Source organism: Vibrio sp. WZ-1, assembly GCF_052037695.1.
Classification (GTDB): domain Bacteria; phylum Pseudomonadota; class Gammaproteobacteria; order Enterobacterales; family Vibrionaceae; genus Vibrio.
In genome coordinates, this window is record NZ_JBQEQR010000080.1 from 306,054 (window position 1) to 329,663 (window position 23,610).

Consider the following 23,610-nt stretch of genomic DNA (forward strand, 5'->3'; position numbering starts at 1 on the left):
TTAGCCAGGAATGTTCGCAACCATTCGTAGTGAAGTGGTTAGCTCTTCCATTTGCAGCCAAGGGCGTAAGTAAGCCACTGCAGAGTAAGCACCTGGGCGTCCAGCTTGCTCTTCTACTGTCACTTTCGCTTCAACCAATGGATGTGTTGCTTTCGCATCGTTACCAATCGCATTTGGGTTAACGTATTGGTTGATCCAAGAGTTCAACTCTTTCTCAACGTCATTTGGATCTAGGTTTGAACCAATACGATCACGGCCCATTACTTTTAGGTACTGTGCGATTCGGCTGCTTGCCATTGTGTATGGAAGACGTGCTGAAATTGCCGCGTTTGCCGTTGCATCTGGGTCTGTGTACGTTTTTGGTTTATGCGCAGTCTGAGCACCCATAAACACCGCGTAGTTAGTGTTTTTGTAGTGAACCAGTGGCAAGAAGCCAAGATCACTCAGCTCTTTTTCACGCTCGTCCGTTAGGTTAACTTCGGTCGGACATTGCTGTAGCAAGTCACCGGCATCAGAGTAGTGAGTGAAGTTTGGCAGGTTCTCAACTTTACCGCCGTTTTCAGTACCGCGGATCGCCGTGCACCAACCGTACTTGGTGTAAGCTTGAGTCATCAGAAGACCAAACTCATACGCCGCATTGCTCCAAACAAAATCGCCGTCTGAAGACACAACTTGCTGACCGTTGTCGCGAGTTTGAAGCTCTTCAAATGCAAATGATTTAACTGGAACAGTTTCTGCACCGTAAGGAAGGCGAGCCATCGTTTTCGGTAGAGTCAGAGCAACGTAGCGTGAGTCATCGCTTTCACGGAATGCATTCCAGCTTGCGTATGCTGGCGAATCAAAGCCTGCTGCAACTGGTTTGCCTTCAGAAAAGCTACTGAATGCGTTGAAGTCGAACATACTTGCATTCGCAGCAGCAACGAAAGGTGCATGAGATGCGGAAGCAACTTCACCCATGTAACGTAGCAGCGCAACGTCTTCATCACCGTAACCAAATTCGTAGTCACCTAGCAGTGCACCGTATGGCTGACCACCCGCTGTACCAAATTCTTCTTGATAAACCATATTGAAGAAACGGCTGCGATCGATCGCTGGTGCATCTTCAAACTGCTCTAGCAATTCGTCTTTGGTGTAATCCGCCAGTTTGATTTTCAGATCTGGGCCTAGCTCGCTGTTTTTCACAAGCTTTTGCAAACCTAACCATGAGCCTTCCATTTTTTGGAACTCACCGTTTTGCATCACCGTTGAAAGCTGCTCAGAGATTTTGCTGTCTAGCGCGCTGATTGCTTTTTCAATCGTCAACGTTAGGTTCTTATCCCAAGTCACTGTACCTTCCAGCGCTTGAGAAGCCATGATGCTCAATAGCTCTTTTGTCGTATCTACTGGTGTTTGTGCTGTTGCGCTGATCGCTCGGTCAAGAAAGCTCTGCGTTGCTTCTGCTTCAGTAGCACCTTGTACTGCTTGTTGTTCTACAGACATTATTCCGCTCCCTCTTTGCTCAAACCTAGTTCTTGAGCTAAACCATTGATGGCATCTGCGCTTTGCAGAACTTCTTTCAGTAGACGCTCAAGATCTCTCGAACGATCGGCTTTGCTTAGGAGTACTTTTAGCTGGTTACGTGTTTCAACCAACTGCTTAAGCGGCTCAATTTGATCAACTAAGTTCTCTGGGTGGAAATCTTTCATCGAACGGAAGCTTAAGTTCACTTCAAACTGGCTATCATCATTAGCTAGCTTGTTATCAACCTTGTACGAAAGACGCGGGTGAATTTGACCCATCACTGTATCGAAGTTGTCTTTATCGATACCCGTGAACTCTCGCTCTTCTAAATCAACTTTTTCTGATTCTGGTTTGTGGCCTGAAAAGTCGCCAATTACGCCAACAACAAACGGCAGCTCTTTCGTCTCTACAGCGCCGTTCGTTTCAACGTCATAGGTGATGCTGACACGGTTCTTACTAACGCGCTTATGTTGTGAGTTCAATGCCATAACGGTGTCCTAAAATGAGATATTCATGAAATAGACATGCCACTTAACGTGGCATGTCTAATGGAAGAATTACTTACCAGAAGTCATTTTTCCGGTCGGTAGGTCGTAAGTCACAACACCACCGCTTTGTAGTTCACCACCTTCTTTCTCGTAGTGATGTTTCTGAGAAATAGAAGTGTAAGAAAGAGATAGGCTTTCGTACGGTTGAGAACCATCAGTGCCGCTCACGTTGTAAGAAACTAGACGTGCTTTTTCTAGCTTAACTTGGAAGTAAACGTCTGCACCTTGGCCATCGTTAGAAGGCTTAGTAAATGCAATCTCAACTGTTTTACCTTCTTTACCTGGGTTGAATAGGTAAGACAATAGATCTTCAGAAGCACCATCGACTTCTTTAGTTACGCTAACTTCGCTTACGCCAACCATGCCTGAATCCGCATTGGTGCCGTTACCGATGTCCATAGCAACGTTACGAACGCCACCCCAAGAGTAAGAGTTGATTGCAAACCAACCGTCATTTTTACCTTCAGCCGTTTCTAGCTGACCGATAGTCGCTGCGCCCTCAACTTGAAGACCGCTTACACGCATGTAAATACTTGCCATGATTTTTCCTTATTTTTTAAACACAATTACCAACTCAGAGCCGACGTAGCGGATGATTGTGGTTTTTTATCTTGCTTAGATTGGGTATCTACAGGGGAAGTCTGAGATACATGCTCTTCGACACTTGGCGGCTCCGAAACGGGAGGCGTCGCTTGAGGTGTCTGGGGGCTTTCAATGTCCACCGTTGGAGTACTCACCTCCGGCAGCAAAACCTGATCGAGATGATTCAATCCGGCGGCATTAAAAATCGTACTAAGAGCGTCACCGTTTTGTTCCGACATCATTTCTTGCAGCAACTCAGGTAAGGATAAATATCCCCATCGAATCGCTTTTTCTAACAAGAATGAAATTGGGCTATGCGGTTCGCTCTGGCGAAAATAATCAGAGACTTCTCTCAGCAAATGGAAAGCTAAGTCTCGGTTCATGTTGTTTAGGTTACCCAGTTCAGAGAGATTTCCTGCGTGTAAGTGTTGGCTTACGGTCTGAGCCTGCTCCGATGCCATAGGTATTGGCTCTATCTGTTTTGCATCCATATGGCTTGGCTGATCACCTTCAGAAACTGAACTTTCGGCAACCTCTTGCTCTACTGCCTTGGCCTCCGCTTTCGGGGCCAACTTAATTCCACTTAAATGAACCAAAGCGTTTTCAACGCGGGTAAGCAGTGACTTCGCAAATCCAAAGTTGGTACTTTGACTGCCTACAGACTGACAATGAGTGCTCACTAACGCAGACAAACGCTCCAACTGGGAGATACAACGTTTGGCATTTTCCATCTTGAATTGAATCGCGGAACGCTCTTGAGCCACCGTGGTGGTAAGCGTAGATTTCAGTTGGCTGATTTCGCCTTTTCTCTCTGCACTTTGAAAATCAAAAAACGTTACTTGTCCGACTAAGGGCAATTGCAGCATCGGTGCATAGAGAATCGAGCTTTCCTCGCTATCACCAACTAATTGGAAAAATGCTTTAACTTTCGCATCAGCTTGCTCCCTCTCTTTGCCCTTATCATCATCAGATTTGAGCTTTTCAACTGGCAGTACAGGGTTGAGGTGATCCCAGTGCTTCTCACTTAAATCGGCTAACCACTCAAGGCTATTCGCAGCGCTTTCTAACGTGGTATCGAGAAGGAACTGAGCGGCAACAAACCATGAGATGAGCTCGATATCTCTGGTTGTATTTGAAAACTGTTCGAACAAACTGTCTGAAAGAGTCTTCCAGCTATTTAGACATGCCTCTTGTAACGCGTCTTTCTCGTCAGCACTGGGATTTTGACTTAGCTTACGCAGCGCTGTTTGCGCGACATTAAATTCATTACGTAACGGGCGAAAAGCACCTTTATCCAGTTTAAGATAAACGCCACAGATAGAATCATCACTCAGAGGTGTAGAAAGTTGCTCAATTTGATGCTTTGAAAAAGGCATAGGTTCCTGCTCTATTGGGTTAATCAGCCGACTATTCGCTTAAGTGCCCATTAAGTTCAATCGCTATTTTCTGTATTTTTAGATAAGGAAAAACGGTAGAGGCATTGAGTTAGTTCAACCTGTTAAATTCTTATTTGCGCAGCAAAAATAACACTTTACTAATATTGTTTCATACGAAGTGACACATTTATTAATTGCCAAGAGTATATCTTTGAGATGAATTATAGAAAGACCTATTCACGCCATATTTAGGTGATTTTTAGGTCATCCAACCTCTTAAAAATAACACTACAAAAAGAAGAGAAATTCGATAAACTACTGATTTAATTTAAATTAAAATAAACAAGACACAATGAGTCTTTATATATTAACAATGTCTTAAATATAACCTCAAAGATATCACCATCATAAAAACATGAAAGCACTAGCTCAGCGTCTTAAAAATGAAACATATTTTATAATAAAAATAACTGCAAAGTAATCGATTACATATTATTCAGGTAATAATTAAATAGACAAATTACCTTGAATTAAGGTCTAACTCGAAATAGATTAAATGTATAGAGCATGAAAGTTGATACCAATACACCAAGTAATAATAATATCAATTATTATGTTATAATTTCGAATGTTCATCCAATAAACAGCCTTTTAGAACTGTTTATTTAATAGTGAATTAAGTGAATATGAGCAGTAACGAATTAAAGCACCAAACCCGCTCCCTCACCATTAAGCTTTCAGATAACAAAAGTTATATCGTCACCCAATTAATTGGGGAAGAAAGCATATCCGGCGGTTGTCAATTTTCCGTTTCCATAGCAGCAAACATGGAGATCGATACCAAAAACCTAGGCAAAGCTGTTTGTGTGTCTTATGAGTTTGACTCTGGAAAGCGCTTTTTTTCGGGCATATGTAGCACTCTGCAATTCACAGGGTATAGCAAAGACAAGCACCAATTTTACTATCAAATAGAGATATTGGATCCGCTTAGCTTGCTGCAATACAAACGCAGTCGTCAGATTTTTCAAAACATGACGACGAAACAGATCATTGAAAAGCTTCTAGAACAAGCTGATCTCAAAAGCTATTTTCACTTTTCCCTTTCCGGAAATGGGAAAAAGCATGAGTACTGTGTTCAACTTGATGAAACCGACCAAGCTTTTATACAGCGCTTGTTAGCAAGCGAAGGTTGGCACTACCACGTACGCCATCAATCCAATAAGTCGACAATCTGCATTGGCGATTCGAATCAACGATTTGAGAAAATATCCGCTCCAAAGTTGAGCTATCAAATAGGTGGCAACAATCAGCAGCACGTACTAACAACGTGGAGCCAATCCCATCATGTTGGCAGCGGAAAGGTATCTGTCGCCGATCATACTCAAGATCTGGCTGAATTCTTTGATAGCGGCCCCCGAAAAAGCACCGAAAGTTACGCGTCAACTTCATTGACGCAAGAACTCTTTGCATTTGGTCACGAGAATAAAAATGAAGCCCGTGACGCAGCTAAAATGCATATGGAAGCGCTGGATCTTAAGAAGTCAGGCTCTCACTCATCATCAAGTTTAGCGACGCTTGCTTGTGGCTATAAATTTGAACTAACGAACCATCCTCTCGGTTCAATGAACCAAGAGTACATCGTTACTCATCTATCACACCGCATATCCAGAGAAGAATCGAACAACGACGTCGCTTATCAGAATCAGTTTTCTTGCATCCCTTCGTCACTGGTTTTTCGCCCAGAGATATTAGATAAACCGCGTGTCCATAGCTTACATACCGCAACCGTCACCGGGCCAAAGGGAGAAGAGATTTACCGAGATAAATTGGGTCGAGTAAAAGTGCAATTTCACTGGGATAGAGGTGGCAAAAATGACGAGAACAGTTCATGTTGGTTGCCAGTATCACAAGGGTTCGCCAGTAAGGGGTTTGGTTCTCAGTTCACACCACGCATTGGTGATGAAGTGATTGTGCAATACATTGATGGTGACCCCAATCGCCCTATCGTGACTGGCTCTCTATACAACAAAAACAGCGCGGCTCCTTACAGCTCGGATACTCAAAATGGCATCAAAACTCGTTCAACGCCTAAGGGCAGCAGCAAGCAAGGAAACGAACTGCGTTTTGAAGATCAAAAAGACAAAGAACAAGTGTACTTACATGCTGAAAAAGATTGGCTACTGGACGTAAATAACGACAGCCAGTCAACGATTAAAGGCATGAAAAAGACCCAAGTTGAGAAGAGTGCCACCTTAAACGTTAAAGAAGACATACAAGTCGAAAGTGAAAAAACGCTTACCGCCAAAAGTAAAGACAACTGGACGGGTGACAGTGAGAAGGATCTAAATCTCAGTGCCGCTTCCAACATCAATATTGCGGCTAAATCGACAGTCAGCGTTGATGGCAACCAAGTGTCGATCTGCGGTAAATCGAAGATCGAACTCAAAGTGGGCGCGAGTAAAATCGAGATCAGCGCTAGTGGTATTAAGATCGACGCTCCTCAAGTCTCTGTTTCAGGTAAAGCAAAAGCAGAGATGAAAGCCGCAATGATCAATATTGAAGGCCAAGGTAAGGCCGATGTAAAAGCAGCGTTAGTGTCGGTTAACGGCAGTGCCATGACACAAATAAAAGCCGGGGCCATGGTGCAAATTCAAGGCGCAATTACAAAGGTAAATTGATGATGTTGATAAAGGTTCCTCACCAATCCGCGCAAGAGATCTTAAGTGTCTACGAGCCAAATGCCGCATTCGCAGAGTTAGCAGACGCGAACACTACGCCTATCGATTTGATTTCTGTGGCGATGGATCAAGAGCTGTTTGCCGATGCTGTGACTTTTCTTGCACATGCTCTCCCAGTTCGTGAATCTATTTGGTGGAGCGTAACCTGCGCCGCCTCTCTGCATCACTGGAAAGAAGACGAAGCCAATGCCATTCGCGCAGCAAAGGCTTGGGTTTATACACCTGATGAAACAAGCCGCCGATTTGCAGAACAAATGGCAAATAAAGCGGGATTAGAAACCGGTGCAGGCTGGGCAGCTCAAGCGGCTTTTTGGAGTGGTGGCAGTATGATTAAGCCAGAGGATCCTGCCGTTCCCCCTCCCCCATACTTGTACGCACAAGCGGTCGCAGGAAGCATTAACCTTTCAGCCGTTTTACCTGACGGTGAAGAAGCAAAAGAACGCTATCAACAGTTTATAGAAATGGGTCTAAACATCGCCTCTGGCGGAAACGGTCAACAATAGGGAAAAAACATGCTACCAGCAGCCAGAGCAACAGACATGCACATGTGTCCGATGCAAACACCAGCCGTGGTGCCAATCCCTCACGTGGGTGGGCCATTGCTCCCTCTCCCAACAACAGTATTGATCGGCAACCTACCAGCCGCCACTCTAGGGCAGATATGTGTTTGTGTTGGCCCTCCAGATAGCGTAGTTAAAGGAAGTGCAACCGTGCTGATTAACAATAAGCCTGCAGCGCGCATGGGCGATCTAACGGCCCATGGCGGAACTATAGTGATGGGCATGCCAACCGTGTTGATTGGTGGATAACGATATTGTGTTTCCGTGCGATCTCAACGTGCAGTGATCTGCACTAACTCAGCCAACGCATCACAAACTCGCTCAGCGATAGTTTGGTTATGCCATTTACCCGCGGCAACGACGGTATTTACTTGATGATTCATCAATAGCAATCGCCTGATAAGTTGCTCTCTTTTCATCGATCGTTTGTTGCTTGGCAGCAATTGAATATCACGAGCTAAATAACTGATAGCGAGCAACTCCAACTGCCACTCCAGTATCAAAACCTGTTCATGTAAGTGCTCAGCGTTGTACTTTCCTTGCTCAAACATCGCATTTATATTCTCCAAATGGTGTTTTACTTCTTCTGGAATACCCAATATGTGATTAATGTTCATCGCTTATCTCCACAATAAGCCCCGACTAGCGGGGCTATCGACAATTAGAACAATGGCGCTTTTCTGTTTAAGCCCTTAGTGGCCAAATAGAAATCCAAATACTGCCAATATGAAAAGGTATCTATCGGTAACTGAGTACCTTCTTCGATATCGAACAGTGACTCATCACCTGTTTCATCAAACTCTTCTTGTGTTTCTTCATCTGCACAGTCATAAGCCTCACAAACTAGCTCATCACGAATCTTTTCCTCGCTGTAGCCATAGAACTTAGCAACTTCATTCACAGATATGCCCAACTGTTGGCACAAGTCTCGTGAGCAAGGAGCAATGCCGCGCTGGAAGTTCTCAGTCACGCTGTACGGTAGCCACTGTCCAACTTCGTGCCAGTTATGGACATTTGGCACTGTAAATACCAACCAATACTCTGGGTTAATGGCAACTTCCCACCCCAATAGGTTGAACTCCCTGACTAAATCTGCGCGGTTTTCCAACGATAGAGATTGCCCAATCAGCTGTTGGATAGCAGTTTCACGAATTTTGAAACTAGGGCAGCACTCCTCTTTGTATTCCGGAGAGATTCCTTTAAACAGTAAAATCACCTTTGCTAATTGCGTGAAAGTCAGTTTTTCAGGCGTGATCGTGTGTCGTGTAATAACGGCCATAATTGTTTCCTTTATTGAATTTTTGGATCGAAAAAGACCTCACCCGAAATCGAGTGAGGTCTCTGTCTTTTATGAAGGGATGGTATAGCGAATGCTACGAATATGCCTTATACACGAATCAAATCTAAAAATCTTACGATTTTGGCGCAAACTCAAGTCACTTAGAATCGAAGAAAAGAACCTTTCTAAGATTTTGATTTAATTGCGATTAATAAATATCTTGAGCAATTATATTTCAGGGTTTGGGTGAATAGAATTCAAGCCAATTTTACAACCCTTTAAATAACAACCCTCGATGGTGACCAAGATAATATTTATGCTCTCGATGAACATGAAAGTACATATCTTCATTCAATCCTAGAACTTCCGGTTTCTCTAGGTAACGCGATATTAGCACCTTCCCTTTATCGTCAAATGAAATGAAACCGAGATCAAATGCCTTATCCAAATTTGGTAACAATAACAGTCCATTGAACTTATCTAATCGCTCTTCGTTATTAGAGTCTCGCCAAGGTTTAATATGAGATGCTAATAGCAGTTGTGTATTCTTGAATCCAGTAACAGCACAGCCTCCCCACATATCAATAAGCTTACTTCGAAAGTGCCCCTGTCCCATTCTAGTATTAACTAAAACTGTCTTTTCAGTAGTACTCAGCTGTTGGTCATTCATTACCTTTCGAATATCAGCGTTGACATCAATTTGTGATAAATCAGCCAGGAAGGTGTCATAGTGGGACAGCGCAGCACTATACATACCTTTACCTTTGATATCGCGAACTTGAAATTCGGGTAGATGCTCAGCTTTAAGCCTATAGCTCTTAAAGTCGGAGTATGATTTAAGGTCTGTTAGCGGCTTTTCGATTTTTTCGGCATCCATTAACCAGTTTGATATCGAGCCACGGACTGCACCTACATAGTTCTTTGCCGTCTTCTCTGATTTACCCAAATCAAGTAGCCACCGATGAAATAATGAAGATAGGTCTGATAAGTTAGATACAAGCGCTTCTTTCAATTCATTTGAGACAATACTGCTACTCATGTATTCAAATAACTCATCGTCGACGTAAGCATATGAGATGGCTTTAGGTGAGTACCTCTTTGTATTTTCTGGATAATACCCATCATTGTAAGAGTGATGCCAAAAACCCTCACTTCTCAAAAAGAAGTAAGGGTTTTCTGGCGTATTTCGATCATTCCCTACTGCTAGGTTTTCAAAATGGTATGTGAACCGCTCTTTAAGGATAGAGTTAAATTCAATCTTGTTGGTAGCGATATGGCCAGCCCGAATTAAGTCCATAACAGCGAGTAACATACACACTTTGTGGGGACTCTTTTTTCCATTTGAACTATTTACGTTCAAGTTACAGAATTTATTCACATAATATTGAAGAGACACAACCTCTCCTTCTCTTACTTTGAAATAACAACCGTCTGCCAATGAATGTCATCACGCTTAAGCTGATCATCGCTTTCAGAAACATGCCTAACCATAAGCGCACTGTTCTTTGCCAGCTGTTCTAACTCTTGAACAGAGACAGGATAAGCTTTACGCCCATCAGTGAATTCACCATGGCGAAGGCTTATGACCAATCGACCATTGGGTGCCAGTAGATTAGAGAGCTTACGGAAAGCGCGTTCACGATGAGAAGTAGCAAGATGCATCCAAACCGCACTCACTAATATCAGATCAAAGCGAAGCCCTAAATTGGTCGTTTTCTCAAGTGCAGGCAAGGCATCATCAAGCCAAGTAACCAAATCACCCGTCTTAACTCTACCAAGCTCTAGTAGAGTTGCCGCTGGTTCAAGAGCAATCACCTCACAACCTTGCTCCATCATCCATTTTGCATCTCGCCCAGACCCCGCTCCCACATCCAATACCCGACCGCCAGCATGAGGCCAAAAAGCCTGCCAGCTCGCATGAACGTTCTCAAACGTCGTCGAGTTGTATTGCTCCGCTAATGAGCTCGCATTTTGGTTATAGAAATTAGAAGTTGAGGACATAAAGATAAGACTGCAATTGAAGTGAACACATAGTAAGTGCTATTGATTGCAAAGACTAGCAGGTAGTGCAGAAGTTGTAGGGGAGGTTGCGTTAAAAATTCTGCAGTCTAAAAACGACAAAACCCCGATAACTCGAGGAGCTATCGGGGTTTCTAAATAAATGGCACGCCCTATAGGATTCGAACCTATGACCACATCCTTAGAAGGGACGTGCTCTATCCAGCTGAGCTAAGGGCGCGCTACAGGGACAGGATTATACGAGTTCAAACGCTTAAATCAACGGGTTTTCATAACATTCTGATCTGAGTGCCTAAAAAAAGGGCATTGAAATGAGAAATGTTCAAAAACACCACAAAGCAAACGTTTGCGTATGGATGTCTCACATTTTTTCTGCGACAATGCGCAGCGATTAATTTGCCTTCTCAATTTATTAAGGAAAGTCATGACTGCTCAAAATATTGATGGAACCCTTATCTCCCAAACTGTTCGTTCGGAAGTTGCGGCTCGAGTGAAAGCTCGCAAAGAAGCAGGACTACGTGCGCCAGGATTGGCAGTGGTTTTAGTTGGCGAAGACCCAGCATCTCAGGTATACGTTGGCAGTAAGCGCCGTGCATGCGAAGAAGTTGGCTTTGTATCTAAGTCTTTTGACCTTCCTGCAACCTCTTCAGAAGAAGAGTTGTTGGCTCTGATTGATGAGTTGAACAACGATGCAGAAATCGACGGCATTCTTGTTCAGTTGCCACTTCCTGCTGGCATTGATGCAACACACGTTCTTGAGCGTATTCACCCAGAAAAAGACGTAGATGGTTTCCACCCTTACAATGTGGGCCGTCTAGCGCAGCGCATTCCTAAGCTTCGCTCTTGTACACCAAAAGGCATCATCACTCTTCTTGACCGTTACAACATTGAACTACGTGGTAAGCACGCGGTTGTTGTTGGCGCATCGAACATCGTTGGCCGCCCAATGACGCTTGAGCTGCTTCTTGCTGGATGTACAACAACGACTTGTCACCGCTTCACAAAAGACCTAGAAGGCCACGTTCGCCAAGCTGATCTAGTTGTGGTTGCAGTTGGTAAACCAAACTTCATTCCTGGTGAGTGGATTAAGAAAGGCGCAGTTGTGGTCGATGTGGGTATCAACCGTCTTGAGTCTGGCAAGCTAGTCGGTGACGTGGAATACGATAAAGCACGTGAGAATGCGAGCTTCATTACCCCAGTACCGGGCGGCGTTGGCCCGATGACGGTAGCAAGCCTGATTGAGAACACAATGCTGGCTTGCGAGCAGTTCCATACGAAGAAATAAAGAATTACCGATACTAAAAGGGCTCCGCAAGGAGCCCTTTTTGTTTGGAGTAATAACCCCCTCTAACTCCCCCTTGAAAATGGGGAGGACTGGACTGAGCTAACTTTTGGATCGCTGAGTGATTCAAATACCGAAACCGGATTTAGTTCAGAGCAGCAACCCCCTCTAACTCCCCCTTGAAAAGGGGGAGGACTGGACTGAGCTAGCTTTTGGTGCGCTGACTTATCCAAATGCCGAAGCTGGATTTGGTTCGGAGCAACACCCCCTCTAACTCCCCCTTGAAAAGGGGGAGGACTGGGCTGAGTTTGCTTTTGGTTCGTTGACTAATTCAAATGCCGAAGCTAAGTTTAGTTCGGAGTAATAACCCCCTCTAGCTCCCCCTTGAAAATGGGGAGGACTGGGCTGCATTCGCTTTTTGTTTCCTGACTTACTCAAATGCCGAAGCTGGATTTAGTTCGGAGTAATAACCCCCTCTAACTCCCCTTGGAAAGGGGGAGGACTGGGCTGCATTCGCTTTTGGTTCCCTGACTAATTCAAATGCCGAAGCTGGATTTAGTGCGGAGTAGCAACCCCCTCGAACTCCCTCTTAGAAATGGGAAGGATCGGGCTGAGATCGCTTTTACTCATGAAATTACAGCGAACATCATATTAATTGTCGGTTGGTGTTTCACACTAAGCGAGCTCAGGTCTAGTCCCCTCCCCTTTCTAAGGGGAGGGTTAGGGAGGGGTTGAGAACGCAAAGGAAGTACAAGTGCCACAACGAACTTTTAATTTAAAGTACCAAAAGCCAATCAGAAGTCGATTACGTGCAAATATGCCAAAACCTGAAAAAGTACTTTGGCAAAGAATCAGGCATAAACAGCTTGGCATGAAATTTCGTAGGCAACATGGCATTGGTCGCTATATTGTTGACTTCTATTGTGCGGAATTGAACTTGGTTATTGAGATTGATGGTGATAGTCATTTCTCTACTGAGGGGAAAGAAAAAGACTCAATGAGGGATGCATTCATGGAAGCATTGGGGATTGAGGTTCTGCGATTCACCAACGAAGAAGTGATGAAGCAAACCGAGTCTGTTTTAGAAAAGATTATTCTGTTTAGTTCAGAGCAGCAACCCCCTCTAACTCCCCCCTTAGAAAGGGGGAGGACCGGAAAGAGCTCGATTCAACTAATGCAATCGTCACAGAAATTATATTAACTGTCGATTGACGCTTCATAATAAGCGCACTCGGGTCTAGTTCCCTCCCCTTTCGAAGGGGAGGGTTAGGGAGGGGTTCTGTTACAAACTCAAAATCACGCCAGCGATTGATGCACTCATCAGGTTAGCCATCACACCAGCAATAATTGCTCTGAAACCATGTTTAGATACGAAAGCGCGCTTCTCCGGAACAAGTGAGCCTAGGCCACCAATTAGCATTGCCATGCTTGAGATGTTCGCAAAGCCACACAGAGCAAAAGTAACAATCGCTTGTGAATGGGCACTCAGTTGAGACTTCACGTCAGCCAATTGAATGAAAGCGACAAACTCGTTCACTACGATTTTGTTACCGATTAATGAGCCTGCAGTGATCGCCTCATTCCAAGGAATACCAAGCAACCAAGCAACAGGAGCAAACACGTAACCAAGGACTAGTTCAAAACTCAGTTGAACACCGAACCAATCACCAACCCAGCCTAGCACACCGTTAAGCAGTGCAATCACACTGATGAATGCCAGCAAAGTCCCACCAACAGAGATAGCAATGCTGACACCTGCCATGGCACCATCTGCCAAAGCTTCTACCACATTGGTTGCACGCGGAATCTCTACTTGGCTGATATCGATATCTGGTGCTTTTACCTCATCTTCTGGCATCAGCATTTTCGCCATCAAAAGACCAGCAGGAGCAGACATAAATGCCGCAGCTATCAAGTAGTTTAAATCCACCCCTAAAGAAGCGTAACCAACCAAGGTACCACCAGCCACAGAAGCCAAACCACCCGTCATTACCGCGAAGAACTGTGAATCCGTCATGTGCTTAAGGTATGGCTTCACCATTAACGGAGCTTCAATCGTGCCAACAAAAATGTTCGCGGTTGCAGAAAGCGATTCTGCGCGGCCAATACCCAATAACTTTTGGATACCGCCACCAATGAAGTTGATGACTCTCGGCATTACCCCTAGGTGATACAAACCAGAGATTAATGAAGAGAAGAAGACAATGATGCCAAGAACATTAATCGCGAATGTGAACCCGCCCGTTGCAAGATTGCCAAAAAGAAATGCGATACCTTCTTGGCCGTAGTTGATCAGTTTAGAGACGACTCCACTTACTGAACTTAACGCTTCTCTGCCTGCTGGTACATACAGCACCAACAATGCAAACAGCACTTGAAGAGCAAACGCTAAAGATACCGTTCTGAGCTTGATATTTTTTCTGTTTGTAGAAAGCAGCCATGCTACGAATAGAATGGCTACGATACCAATAATTGAGTTCATAAAGTGGTTCCGACAAAAGGGGGACAGGAAAGGCGTCGGATTCTATAGCGAGAAGAAAAAGCTGCAAGTTGGGTATGTTAACAGTGTGAAAAGTCAGGCTGGTTACTATTTGACCTTAAATGTAACCAATTGAAATATTTAAACTTAAACGTTTGCCTATTTATATTATTTCCATTTGGAAAAGATGTTTCTGAAACCAGAAAAATTTTGTGACTTAAATCACCTTCTGTAACCACTACTTTGGTAAAGAGATGTATGGTGCTAATTTCTGGTCCCAGTGACAAGGTGTGCCAATCCTTTGCTTAATAAAATCGATCACTGCAGAGATCTTTCTCGGCATGTGTTGGCGGCTTGGGTAGACCGCATAAAACGGCATCGATTGACTTGCTTTCCAGTCTGGTAACAACTGAATCAACTTACCGGTTCGGAACTCATCACCAAGCAGGTAAGTTGCTAAGTAAGCAATCCCCCACCCCGATATCGCAGCATCACGAACCGCTTCTGCTAAATCAACCGAATAGTTGCCCGAAACTTTGACATTAAGCTCTTGCTCGCCTTTAGTGAAAGCCCAACTGGTGTAGTCACGCTCCCAACTTCTATATATCAAACAATTGTGTTGAGAGAGTTCATTAGGTTCCGTGGGTGTGGTGTGCTTTAACAAATATTCTGGTGAGGCCGCTACAATAAACTGGCAATCTGTTAATCGCTGTGCAATGTAGCCTTCTGGTAGACGCTCATTGTTGGTGATCCAAAGGTCTAATCCCTCATCTAACATATCCACTTTGTAATCAAATAGGTGAACTTCTACTTGTAACTGTGGGTACTGTTCACGCAACTCTTGAATCGCTGGAATAATGTGTAAGGTGCCAAATGACTGCGATAGTCCTAATCGAACGAGGCCTGCCACTTCATCTCTTTGGCTTTCCATTTCTCGGGTCGCATTGCCAACCGCTTGTACGACTTGCTCACAATGGTGATAGAAAGTTCGACCAGCCTCCGTTGGGGTGAAACTACGAGTGGTACGTTGCACAAGCTTAATGCCTAACGAAGCCTCTAATTGACTGAGCTGCTTACTGACGTGAGACACGGACACACCTAAGCTCTTAGCCGCAGCGGTAAAGTTCTTATGTTTGATCAACGCAGAGAAGATCACCATTTGTGCAGCACGTTCAGATAACACGAAAACCTCGATAAAATTTGAGAAAACAAAGGGCTCCGAAGAGCCCCTTTCATATTGACTGATTAATTAGAATTAAGCACTTAGAAAGTAATGCGGTCAGCTAAGTGACTTACCGCCAGCGCAAAGTAGTAAGAGCGGTTCCACTTCATCAATACGTTGTAGTTGTTGTACACCAAGTAAGTACGGCCGTTTTCATCATCTGGCATGATTAGCCAAGCTTTGATGTCTTCGTCCAACTTAGGCAATGGGCTGCCATCGTATTTGGTGATACCAAGCTTGCTCCACTCTTGCAGGTATTTGCCTTTTTCGGCACCACGACCTTCAAGGTTATGATCAATACCATGCGGCACTTTTACTTGACGACCCCACGTGTATTTGTCGTCCCAACCAGACTCACCTAAGTAGTTAGCGGTTGAAGCAAATACGTCTGCTTCTGATTGCCAGATGTCTTTCTTACCGTCGCCATTGCCATCCGCGGCAAAACGCAAAAATGAGCTAGGCATAAACTGACACTGTCCCATCGCACCAGCCCAAGATCCTTTGAAGTTCTCTAGCTCAATATGGCCTTGATCAAGAATTTGTAGCGCGGCCATGGTCTCTTTGCGGAAGAACTCTTCACGTCGGCCTTCAAACGCCATGGTCGACAAAGCATCGATAACACGGAAGTTACCTGTGAACTTACCGAAATTACTCTCCACGCCCCAAAGCGCAACAATAAAGCGTGGTTGAACACCAAATTCATCACCAATGCGTTTTAGCTCTGCGTAATGCTCTTTGTATAACTGCTTCGCTTGTTTAACCTTCCATTCAGGAACAGCTCGAGGAATGTACTCGTCCAACGTCAGCTTTTTCTCTGGCTGGTTTCGATCCGCTTTTACCGCTCGAGGCTTGTATTCAACATCGGCAAACGCAGCGCTGATGACTTGCTCAGAGATACCTTTATCACGAGCTTCTGCTCGCAGTTTATTAAGGTATTCGTCAAACCCTTCGCTACTAGCAAAAGCCGAAGTACAAACACCTAAACTAAGCATCGTTGCCAGTATTTTTTTCATATTGCCCTCCTTGAGCAAGGCAGATCACTCAATAGAAAACCGACTTATTGTTCGTCTTTCTGCTGAGCTTTTTGTTCTTTGTATTTTTCTAATAAGTTTTCTGGTGGTGGTGGCAACTGAAGGAAAAAGCCTTCATTTTGTAATGAAGCTTTCACTTTCTCGACATCCACTTGAGCTAGGCTACGACCTTCTAGTTTGATCGTCATAACCGGCATAGGCTTACCGAACATCTGCATAAGTGTGTCAGGCACCTGTGAAAAATCGTCTTTTTTCGGAATGTAGAGGTAAGCGCCTTCTTTCTTGGAACTTTTATAAATAGAACAAAGCATGACAAGCCTTTTGTGCTGATTTCCGCCATTTTGGGGCGGATTTAAATAAAAACGTAAAATTCTCGCAAACTTGATAGCAAAAATGAGATTAAATCACTTATTTGCCCTTAAGATAACTTGCTGCGTCAAGGGATGAAATATAACATGACATACCTAGTTTAAGGCAACGCTCTTTCAACAGAGGCAAGAAGTCCACGATGACCCATTCACCTGACCTTAAAGGTAGCAGTTTTACATTGTCTGTTTTACACCTTTCTGACAATGAGATCGTCAAAACTGTCGAATTTTTGCAAGAAAAGGTTTCTCAAGCGCCTTCTTTTTTTGCGTCCGCCCCATTGGTGATCAATATAGCAAAAGTTGAAGGCGATATTGATTTTAGCGCATTGAAGCAAGGCATCGCTAACGCCGGCTTTATTCCGGTTGGCGTAACGGGTTGCAAAGACAAACGCATACAAAACCTTGCCTCTGAAGCGGGCTTCGCCATCATGTCTGCTAGTAAATCTCCTGCAAAAGCACCAGCGAAAATGGCACCAACGAAGGTGGTGCGCACACCTGTTCGCTCTGGCCAACAGGTATACGCCAAAGATGGCGATTTAGTCGTACTCGCGCATGTTAGCGAAGGGGCTGAAGTTATTGCCGATGGCTCTATTCATATCCACGGAACACTACGTGGCCGTGCAATCGCAGGAGCAAGCGGACAAAGCGAAGCTCGAATTATCTGCCACAATTTACAAGCTGAGCTAATCTCCATAGCGGGTGACTATTGGCTTAGTGATCAAATTGCGAGTGAGTTCTGGAAACAAAAAGTAATGATCAGTAAAGCAGAAGAGTCATTACATCTTGAGACTCTCACGATTTAAGTTTTAAAAAGGAAATAAAATGGCACGCATTATTGTTGTAACGTCTGGTAAGGGTGGCGTGGGTAAAACCACTTCTAGCGCAGCCATCGCTTCTGGTCTTGCCCTCAAGGGTAAAAAGACAGCGGTGATCGATTTCGATATCGGCCTGCGTAATCTCGATTTAATCATGGGCTGCGAACGTCGCGTTGTTTATGATTTCGTTAACGTTATTAATGGTGAGGCAACGCTAAACCAAGCGTTGATCAAAGACAAACGTACCGATAACCTGTTTATTCTTCCTGCTTCTCAAACTCGAGATAAAGATGCACTGACTAGAGACGGTGTACAACGTGTGTTCAACGAGATGGGTGAGATGGGTTTCGATTTCATTATCTGTGACTCTCCAGCAGGTATCGAGCAAGGTGCTCTAATGGCGCTTTACTACGCCGATGAAGCTATCGTAACGACCAACCCTGAAGTCTCTTCAGTACGCGATTCAGACCGTATTCTTGGTATTCTTGATTCTAAATCACTTCGCGCTGAGCAAGGTTTAGAGCCAGTGAAGCAGCACCTTCTACTGACTCGCTACAACCCTGGCCGTGTAAACCAAGGTGAAATGCTGAGTGTTGAAGACGTAGAAGAGATCCTGCATATTTCCCTACTTGGTGTTATCCCTGAAAGCCAAGCTGTATTGAACGCATCAAACAAAGGTGTTCCTGTTATTTTTGATGAAAATACAGATGCTGGTATGGCGTACTCAGATACCGTTGACCGCCTACTGGGTGAGCAAGTTGAATTTCGTTTCCTTACTGAGGAGAAGAAAGGACTCTTTAAACGACTATTTGGAGGCTAATAATGTCACTATTGGAATTTTTCCGACCTCAGAAGAAAGCATCAGCAAGCCTAGCGAAAGAGCGTTTACAAATTATCGTGGCGGAACGTCGTAGCCAAGATGATCCTGCGCCTTCATACTTACCGCAACTTAAGGAAGATATCCTTAAAGTGATCAGTAAGTACGTGGCTATTGACCCGAACATGGTTGACCTAACGTTTGAACACAAAGACGATGATATTTCCGTTCTTGAGCTCAACGTGAAGTTACCAGAAGACGAGAAGTAATTACTTTTCGACTTTGCTTGAGTGACCTTCTCATCGTCATACTGGACCGCGAGGGACCTGCGCGATTCAGAATCTATTGCCAGAGCATTCGGATTGTTGAGAGATAGCTTTGGCTTCAAGGCAGACTAGAAGTAGATTCCTAGTCTCACTTAGGTTCTTACGGTCCACCCAGCTTCGCTTGTATGAATCGGTGGCTTGGTATCGCCAAAATGAGAGTCTCAGGCAAAATAAAAATGCGTGTTACAAAAAAGGTTGGCTTATTTGCCAACCTTTTTCGTTTATCTTGTTTTGAGCAACGCTTACTTGAGAATCTTATCCATCTTCTCACCTAGCAACTCTAGACGCCAACCTTGCATCACGTCCGGTAGTCTCGCTGGATCACGATCTTTCTTCCAAACCCAACTGATGATTTGGTTAATCTGCTTTTTCGAAGCCAAAAACTCGGTCGCTAAGCCAGATTTTTGAGACGCTACTTTCACTACGTCCTTCATGTTCTTGAAGATTTGCTTGTAGCCAGGGTAATCCATCAAACGTTCAATAGTAGCAGGGTACTCATCGGCTGGAGTGAGCTTCGCTTGCTTGACGATAGCCGCTATACGCGCACCATGACGATTGATTGCGCGAATATCAATACCTTCTGCTTCCATCTTCTTGAAACTCGTCAGGCCAAGGCGTGCCACTGTGAGCAAGTCCCCTTCTTTGAAGATAAAGTTCAGCGCAAGATCGCGCTTTAGTGCTTCGCGGTAACGCCAAGTTGCCAGAGGCTTAAGAACGGCTAACTCACGAGGTTTTAGCTGCCAAGCGCCTTTAATATCAAGGTAGGCGTTGTCTGGGTTGGTATTACGAATACGTTTAGAAACCAGTAGGTCGCTTTCTTGCTGAACAGCTTCCCACCAGCCTGCTTCCGTCACCTTATCGAACAACTTCTCATAGAGAGGCAGCAAGTAGTGAACATCCGCTGCGGCATAATCAAGCTGCTTTTGTGTTAATGGACGTGCCATCCAATCGGTGCGAGATTCACTCTTATCCAGTTCCACACCAAGGTATTCTTCGACTAGCGTTGCAAAACCGGTTGAAAGTCCGTGGCCAAGAAACGCCGCCATAAGCTGAGTGTCCACCATTGGGAATGGCGTGCAATCAAAGGCATTTTGGAATACTTCTAGATCTTCACCGCATGCGTGTAGAACTTTAAGTACTGAGGTGTCTTTAAGTAACTCAACAAATGAACTCATGTCGGTAAGTTCAGTTGGGTCAATTAGGGAAAGTTGCTTGCCATCGAAAAGCTGAATCAAGCCTAGCTGCGGATAGTAAGTCCTTACACGGACAAACTCAGTATCCAACATAACGACATCTGCTTCTCGAGCTAGAGCGCAAACTTGTTCTAGGTCTTTGTTTTTAGTAATAATTTGATAATTCACATGCTTCTCGCTATAAAAAAATGCCAGCAAAACGCTGGCATTCTAACATTAATTATCAATAAATGATTGTTGCACAAAGAAATCCGCTTATGCGCTCTTCTTCGCGAGCTCTGCGTCGTTTTCTTCACGCAATACGCGTCGAAGGATCTTACCTACGTTGGTCTTAGGTAGATCTTCACGGAACTCAACCAACTTAGGTACTTTGTAGCCAGTTAGGTGTTGGCGACAATGTGCAATGACTTCGTCTTTAGTTAAGCTTGGATCACGTTTAACCACGTAAATCTTCACTAACTCACCAGAAACTTCGTGAGGCTGACCAATAGCAGCGACCTCAAGCACTTTACCGTGCAAAGCAACCACGTCTTCGATCTCGTTCGGGTAAACGTTGAAGCCAGACACAAGAATCATGTCTTTCTTACGGTCGACGATGTGTAGGAAGCCTTCCTCATCAAACTTAACGATATCACCGGTCGATAACCAACCATCTTCGTTGATCACTTCTTTGGTCGCTTCCGGACGCTGCCAGTAGCCCTGCATAACTTGAGGACCACGAACTTGAAGCTCACCGGTTTCAGTGTTTGGTAAACCGTTACCTTCTTCATCAACGATACGTACTTCCGTTGATGGTACAGGCAGACCGATAGAGCCGTTATATTCCACTAGGTCATGCGGGTAAGCCGCCACGAGCGGAGAACATTCTGTTAGGCCGTAACCTTCGAGTAGGTAACATCCGGTTGTTTTCTGCCAACTCTCTGCAACCGCGCGTTGTACTGCCATACCACCACCTACTGCTAGGCGAAGGTTACTGAAATCTAGCTCATGGAAATCTTCGTTATTTACCAATGCATTAAACAACGTGTTTACACCGGTAATAGCGGTGAACTGGTGCTTCTGCAGCTCTTTCACAAAACCTGGAATGTCACGTGGGTTGGTAATCAGTAGGTTATTGCCACCCATTTCGATGAATAGTAGACAGTTCACCGTCAGCGCAAATACGTGATAAAGCGGCAGTGCTGTCACAACCAGTTCACGCCCCGGAGACAGAACGGGGCCATACGCGCCTTTCGCCTGCATTACGTTCGCAATCATATTGCGGTGCGTCAGGATTGCGCCTTTCGCTACGCCCGTTGTACCACCGGTGTACTGAAGGAACGCAATATCATCGCCAGACATAAATGGCTTCACGTACTGAAGACGACGACCTTTGTGCAGCGCTTTGCGCATTGAGATTGCACCCGGTAGATCGTACTTAGGTACCATACCTTTCACGTACTTAACTACGAAGTCGACAAGCGTACCTTTCGCACGTGGCAGCATTTGACCAAGGCTGGTCAGAACGACGTGCTTAACAGGCGTGTTTTCAACGATCTGCTCAAGTGTGTTCGCGAAGTTAGAAACGATAACGATCGCCGTTGCGCCAGCATCGTTTAGCTGATGCTCTAGCTCACGGGGAGTGTAAAGTGGGTTCACGTTCACCGCGATACAACCAGCACGCAAAATACCAAATAGCGCGACAGGGTATTGCAGCAGGTTTGGCATCATAAGAGCAACGCGGTCACCCTTTTTCAGCTTTAGTTCGTTTTGTAGGTATGCGGCAAATGCGCGGCTACGCTCTTCCAACTTGCGGAAGGTCATGACCGAGCCCATGTTCATGAATGCCGGTTGGTCTGCGTATTTTTGTACAGACTGCTCGAACATTTCTACCAAAGACTCATATTGCTCTGGATTGATGGTTTCAGGTACGTCACTTGGATAACGTGAAAGCCATGGTTTATCCACGATGTTACTCCTCGTTTATAACTGGCTAAAAAATAGCGTCCTTTTTATTTTGAGCACTATTACAGCACAGCAAACGTGCTTGAGCACGTAACTCTCAAACACTTGTTTAAATTTTGTTAACTACACCAAGAATTCGCTTTGCGACCTCGAGCTTTTGCTCTAAATGACAATGATGCCCACCTGCGACAGAAACCACATTCGGTGGATTTTCTCCCCAATCGACTTGGTTAGACTGTAAATGCTGAAATCCTTTGTCACCTAAAATGATCAGGTGCGGACAGCAGATTTGGCTGGTGATCGCATTCGCGTGATCCTGCGCCATACGATAAAGAGACTCGCATTTTAATTTGGCATCATGTCGCCAAAACCATTGGTTATCACGACATTCAGTTCCGCGCTCTACGATAGGCATCAACTGCTCGGCAGTCAGCTGATTCGCTTGCATGCGTAGCTTTAACGCCAGATCGAAAGAAGCGATGGCTCGCTCCGGTTTGTTACGTTGACGTTGTCGACTGAGGACACCGTTACGCAGACGTTTAACGCTATTTGAAGGGTTTTCAGCGAGTGGACCCGCCCCTTCAATTTGCACTAATGCTTCGACTTGCTCTGGAAAAGCAGCACTATAGCAACTTGCGATTAATGCGCCTAGTGAATGCCCTACTAACACCAGTCTGTTTGGCGATAATTCATCCAATAGTTGGTGTAAATCAGCAATGTAGTCATGAAAAGGATAGTAATTATCGGAGGATTTATGACTGGAGAGACCATGACCAAATAGGTCTATTGCTAACAAGTGAAGCTCCGGCGCTCTCTGGTGAATAGCATTCATCAGAGCCTTAAAACTGCCCGCATTATCCATCCACCCATGAAGAAAAACGACTGAACAAGCAGTCGTTTTTTCGTTTCCGATCTCTAGGGCAGCCATGCTCCCACATGGGAGTTCAAAACGGCGCTCATTAATCACAGACTATTTAACCTTTTTGATCACCTTGCCGTCTTGTGGGAAGTCATTTCTCATCATGCGGCAGTTAATGGAGTAACAAGGGTAGAAGTAAGTTGGCGTATCGTACATGCGTACGCGCTCTTCAATCTTCCATAAGCGGTAGCCATCGCCTGTCACTACAGGGAAAATGTAAGGGTGCTCACCGATTTTGCCTTGCTCTTCCCCTGCACTTTTACCAACAACAGTAATTAGCCTGCCTTTGCTAAACGATACTGGTTCTAAATATCCATCCATATATACAACAAAGCGGCCAATAGGTTCTTTATCAATATTTGGTTTACCAGTTTTACTAATTGGGAGGTTCACAACTTCCAAACGGGTTTTATCTTTCAAGTTGTCGACTTGAGCAATAACGCCGCCGAGTCTTACGTCTTCCTTAACTTGACCTTGGGATTCTGCGAAGGTTTTGTAATCTGTCATGACTTGTTCTGTTGACGCATTAAGCTCTTCTGGTAGGGAGCTACACGCGGACAAGCCAATCGTAACAAGAAGGGTAAATAAAATTCGTTTGGATAGGTTCATGTT

The 23,610-nt window shown here is 44.7% G+C and carries 23 protein-coding genes, 1 tRNA gene and 1 pseudogene; 8 read left to right on the top strand and 17 right to left on the bottom strand.

The genetic code is table 11. From position 1 onward, the window contains the following. The 4 genes from tssC to ACTS60_RS17955 all read right to left on the bottom strand — a co-directional run bounded on the left by tssC (position 1) and on the right by ACTS60_RS17955 (position 4,006). Positions 1-1,479: a type VI secretion system contractile sheath large subunit gene (gene tssC, locus ACTS60_RS17940; RefSeq protein ID WP_010446919.1), complete on the bottom strand. Its 1,479-nt coding sequence runs from the start codon at positions 1,477-1,479 to the stop codon at positions 1-3. Next, positions 1,479-1,988 carry a type VI secretion system contractile sheath small subunit gene (gene tssB / locus ACTS60_RS17945; protein WP_008219012.1) on the bottom strand — a complete coding sequence of 170 codons (510 nt, stop codon included), beginning with the start codon at positions 1,986-1,988 and terminating at the stop codon, positions 1,479-1,481. The genes tssC and tssB overlap by 1 nt, the downstream gene beginning before the upstream one ends. 69 nt (positions 1,989-2,057) lie before the next feature. After that, positions 2,058-2,588 carry an Hcp family type VI secretion system effector gene (locus ACTS60_RS17950; protein WP_008219014.1) on the bottom strand — a complete coding sequence of 177 codons (531 nt, stop codon included), beginning with the start codon at positions 2,586-2,588 and terminating at the stop codon, positions 2,058-2,060. Positions 2,589-2,614: 26 nt separating this feature from the next. Next, the gene (locus ACTS60_RS17955; protein WP_440889354.1) at positions 2,615-4,006 is read right to left on the bottom strand and encodes an ImpA family type VI secretion system protein; all 1,392 of its coding nucleotides are present in this window, start codon (positions 4,004-4,006) and stop codon (positions 2,615-2,617) included. Positions 4,007-4,692: 686 nt separating this feature from the next. Between ACTS60_RS17955 and ACTS60_RS17960 the strand changes: the two genes are divergently transcribed. Genes ACTS60_RS17960 through ACTS60_RS17970 form a run of 3 tightly spaced genes read left to right on the top strand, consistent with a single transcriptional unit; the run spans position 4,693 to position 7,553 of the window. Next, positions 4,693-6,684 (top strand): type VI secretion system Vgr family protein, encoded by a 1,992-nt coding sequence (locus tag ACTS60_RS17960; protein ID WP_440889355.1) that lies wholly within the window; start codon positions 4,693-4,695, stop codon positions 6,682-6,684. Continuing rightward, a complete protein-coding gene (locus tag ACTS60_RS17965) occupies positions 6,684-7,247 on the top strand; it encodes a DUF6931 family protein (protein ID WP_440889356.1) in 564 nt (187 codons plus the stop codon). Before ACTS60_RS17960 ends, ACTS60_RS17965 begins: the two co-directional genes overlap by 1 nt. 9 nt (positions 7,248-7,256) lie before the next feature. After that, a complete protein-coding gene (locus ACTS60_RS17970; protein WP_010446907.1) occupies positions 7,257-7,553 on the top strand; it encodes a PAAR domain-containing protein in 297 nt (98 codons plus the stop codon). Positions 7,554-7,576: 23 nt separating this feature from the next. Here ACTS60_RS17970 and ACTS60_RS17975 read toward each other — a convergent pair whose 3' ends face one another. The 5 genes and pseudogenes from ACTS60_RS17975 to ACTS60_RS17995 all read right to left on the bottom strand — a co-directional run bounded on the left by ACTS60_RS17975 (position 7,577) and on the right by ACTS60_RS17995 (position 10,822). Further along, the gene (locus tag ACTS60_RS17975; protein ID WP_440889357.1) at positions 7,577-7,921 is read right to left on the bottom strand and encodes a hypothetical protein; all 345 of its coding nucleotides are present in this window, start codon (positions 7,919-7,921) and stop codon (positions 7,577-7,579) included. A 44-nt stretch (positions 7,922-7,965) separates the two neighbouring features. Beyond that, positions 7,966-8,583, bottom strand: coding sequence for a hypothetical protein (locus ACTS60_RS17980; protein WP_282065864.1), 618 nt, complete (start codon positions 8,581-8,583; stop codon positions 7,966-7,968). Between the two features lie 268 nt (positions 8,584-8,851). Continuing rightward, positions 8,852-9,979, bottom strand: coding sequence for an HNH endonuclease (locus ACTS60_RS17985; RefSeq protein WP_088881150.1), 1,128 nt, complete (start codon positions 9,977-9,979; stop codon positions 8,852-8,854). Between the two features lie 20 nt (positions 9,980-9,999). After that, positions 10,000-10,584, bottom strand: a pseudogene (locus ACTS60_RS17990) (class I SAM-dependent methyltransferase); the annotation flags it as partial. Positions 10,585-10,745: 161 nt separating this feature from the next. After that, positions 10,746-10,822: transfer RNA gene (locus ACTS60_RS17995), tRNA-Arg, on the bottom strand. A gap of 204 nt (positions 10,823-11,026) precedes the next feature. Here ACTS60_RS17995 and folD point away from each other — a divergent pair. Together folD and ACTS60_RS18005 are read left to right on the top strand one after the other, a co-directional pair. Then, positions 11,027-11,887 (top strand): bifunctional methylenetetrahydrofolate dehydrogenase/methenyltetrahydrofolate cyclohydrolase FolD, encoded by an 861-nt coding sequence (gene folD / locus ACTS60_RS18000; protein ID WP_010446897.1) that lies wholly within the window; start codon positions 11,027-11,029, stop codon positions 11,885-11,887. A 751-nt stretch (positions 11,888-12,638) separates the two neighbouring features. Continuing rightward, a complete protein-coding gene (locus ACTS60_RS18005; RefSeq protein WP_440889358.1) occupies positions 12,639-13,085 on the top strand; it encodes an endonuclease domain-containing protein in 447 nt (148 codons plus the stop codon). A gap of 81 nt (positions 13,086-13,166) precedes the next feature. Here the strand turns inward: ACTS60_RS18005 and ACTS60_RS18010 are convergent, their stop codons facing one another. From ACTS60_RS18010 to ACTS60_RS18025, 4 genes are all read right to left on the bottom strand, one after another. Then, positions 13,167-14,366: a NupC/NupG family nucleoside CNT transporter gene (locus ACTS60_RS18010; protein WP_071235582.1), complete on the bottom strand. Its 1,200-nt coding sequence runs from the start codon at positions 14,364-14,366 to the stop codon at positions 13,167-13,169. Between the two features lie 235 nt (positions 14,367-14,601). Next, positions 14,602-15,546, bottom strand: coding sequence for a LysR family transcriptional regulator (locus tag ACTS60_RS18015; RefSeq protein ID WP_440889359.1), 945 nt, complete (start codon positions 15,544-15,546; stop codon positions 14,602-14,604). A gap of 80 nt (positions 15,547-15,626) precedes the next feature. Beyond that, positions 15,627-16,598: a lytic murein transglycosylase gene (locus ACTS60_RS18020; protein WP_010446891.1), complete on the bottom strand. Its 972-nt coding sequence runs from the start codon at positions 16,596-16,598 to the stop codon at positions 15,627-15,629. 44 nt (positions 16,599-16,642) lie between these two features. Beyond that, positions 16,643-16,927, bottom strand: coding sequence for a YcgL domain-containing protein (locus ACTS60_RS18025; RefSeq protein ID WP_010446889.1), 285 nt, complete (start codon positions 16,925-16,927; stop codon positions 16,643-16,645). 197 nt (positions 16,928-17,124) lie between these two features. Here ACTS60_RS18025 and minC point away from each other — a divergent pair, with 197 nt between their 5' ends. From minC to minE, 3 genes are read left to right on the top strand one after another with little or no spacing between them, the layout of a single operon-like run. Continuing rightward, positions 17,125-17,787: a septum site-determining protein MinC gene (gene minC, locus ACTS60_RS18030; RefSeq protein ID WP_440889360.1), complete on the top strand. Its 663-nt coding sequence runs from the start codon at positions 17,125-17,127 to the stop codon at positions 17,785-17,787. 19 nt (positions 17,788-17,806) lie between these two features. Beyond that, entirely contained in the window at positions 17,807-18,619 is an 813-nt protein-coding gene (minD, locus tag ACTS60_RS18035; RefSeq protein WP_440889361.1) for a septum site-determining protein MinD, read from the top strand. A gap of 2 nt (positions 18,620-18,621) precedes the next feature. Beyond that, positions 18,622-18,885, top strand: a complete 264-nt coding sequence (minE, locus tag ACTS60_RS18040; RefSeq protein WP_010446883.1) for a cell division topological specificity factor MinE — start codon at positions 18,622-18,624, stop codon at positions 18,883-18,885. Between the two features lie 299 nt (positions 18,886-19,184). Here minE and rnd read toward each other — a convergent pair whose 3' ends face one another. The 4 genes from rnd to ACTS60_RS18060 all read right to left on the bottom strand — a co-directional run bounded on the left by rnd (position 19,185) and on the right by ACTS60_RS18060 (position 23,607). Continuing rightward, positions 19,185-20,303: a ribonuclease D gene (rnd, locus tag ACTS60_RS18045; protein WP_029560939.1), complete on the bottom strand. Its 1,119-nt coding sequence runs from the start codon at positions 20,301-20,303 to the stop codon at positions 19,185-19,187. Between the two features lie 87 nt (positions 20,304-20,390). Next, complete coding sequence (gene fadD / locus ACTS60_RS18050; RefSeq protein ID WP_038884822.1) at positions 20,391-22,082, bottom strand: long-chain-fatty-acid--CoA ligase FadD; 1,692 nt, start codon at positions 22,080-22,082, stop codon at positions 20,391-20,393. Positions 22,083-22,188: 106 nt separating this feature from the next. Next, the gene (locus ACTS60_RS18055; protein WP_440889373.1) at positions 22,189-23,043 is read right to left on the bottom strand and encodes an alpha/beta fold hydrolase; all 855 of its coding nucleotides are present in this window, start codon (positions 23,041-23,043) and stop codon (positions 22,189-22,191) included. Between the two features lie 6 nt (positions 23,044-23,049). Continuing rightward, on the bottom strand, positions 23,050-23,607 hold the full coding sequence (locus ACTS60_RS18060) for a Slp family lipoprotein (RefSeq protein WP_440889362.1): 558 nt from the start codon (positions 23,605-23,607) through the stop codon (positions 23,050-23,052). Positions 23,608-23,610: the final 3 nt, after the last annotated feature.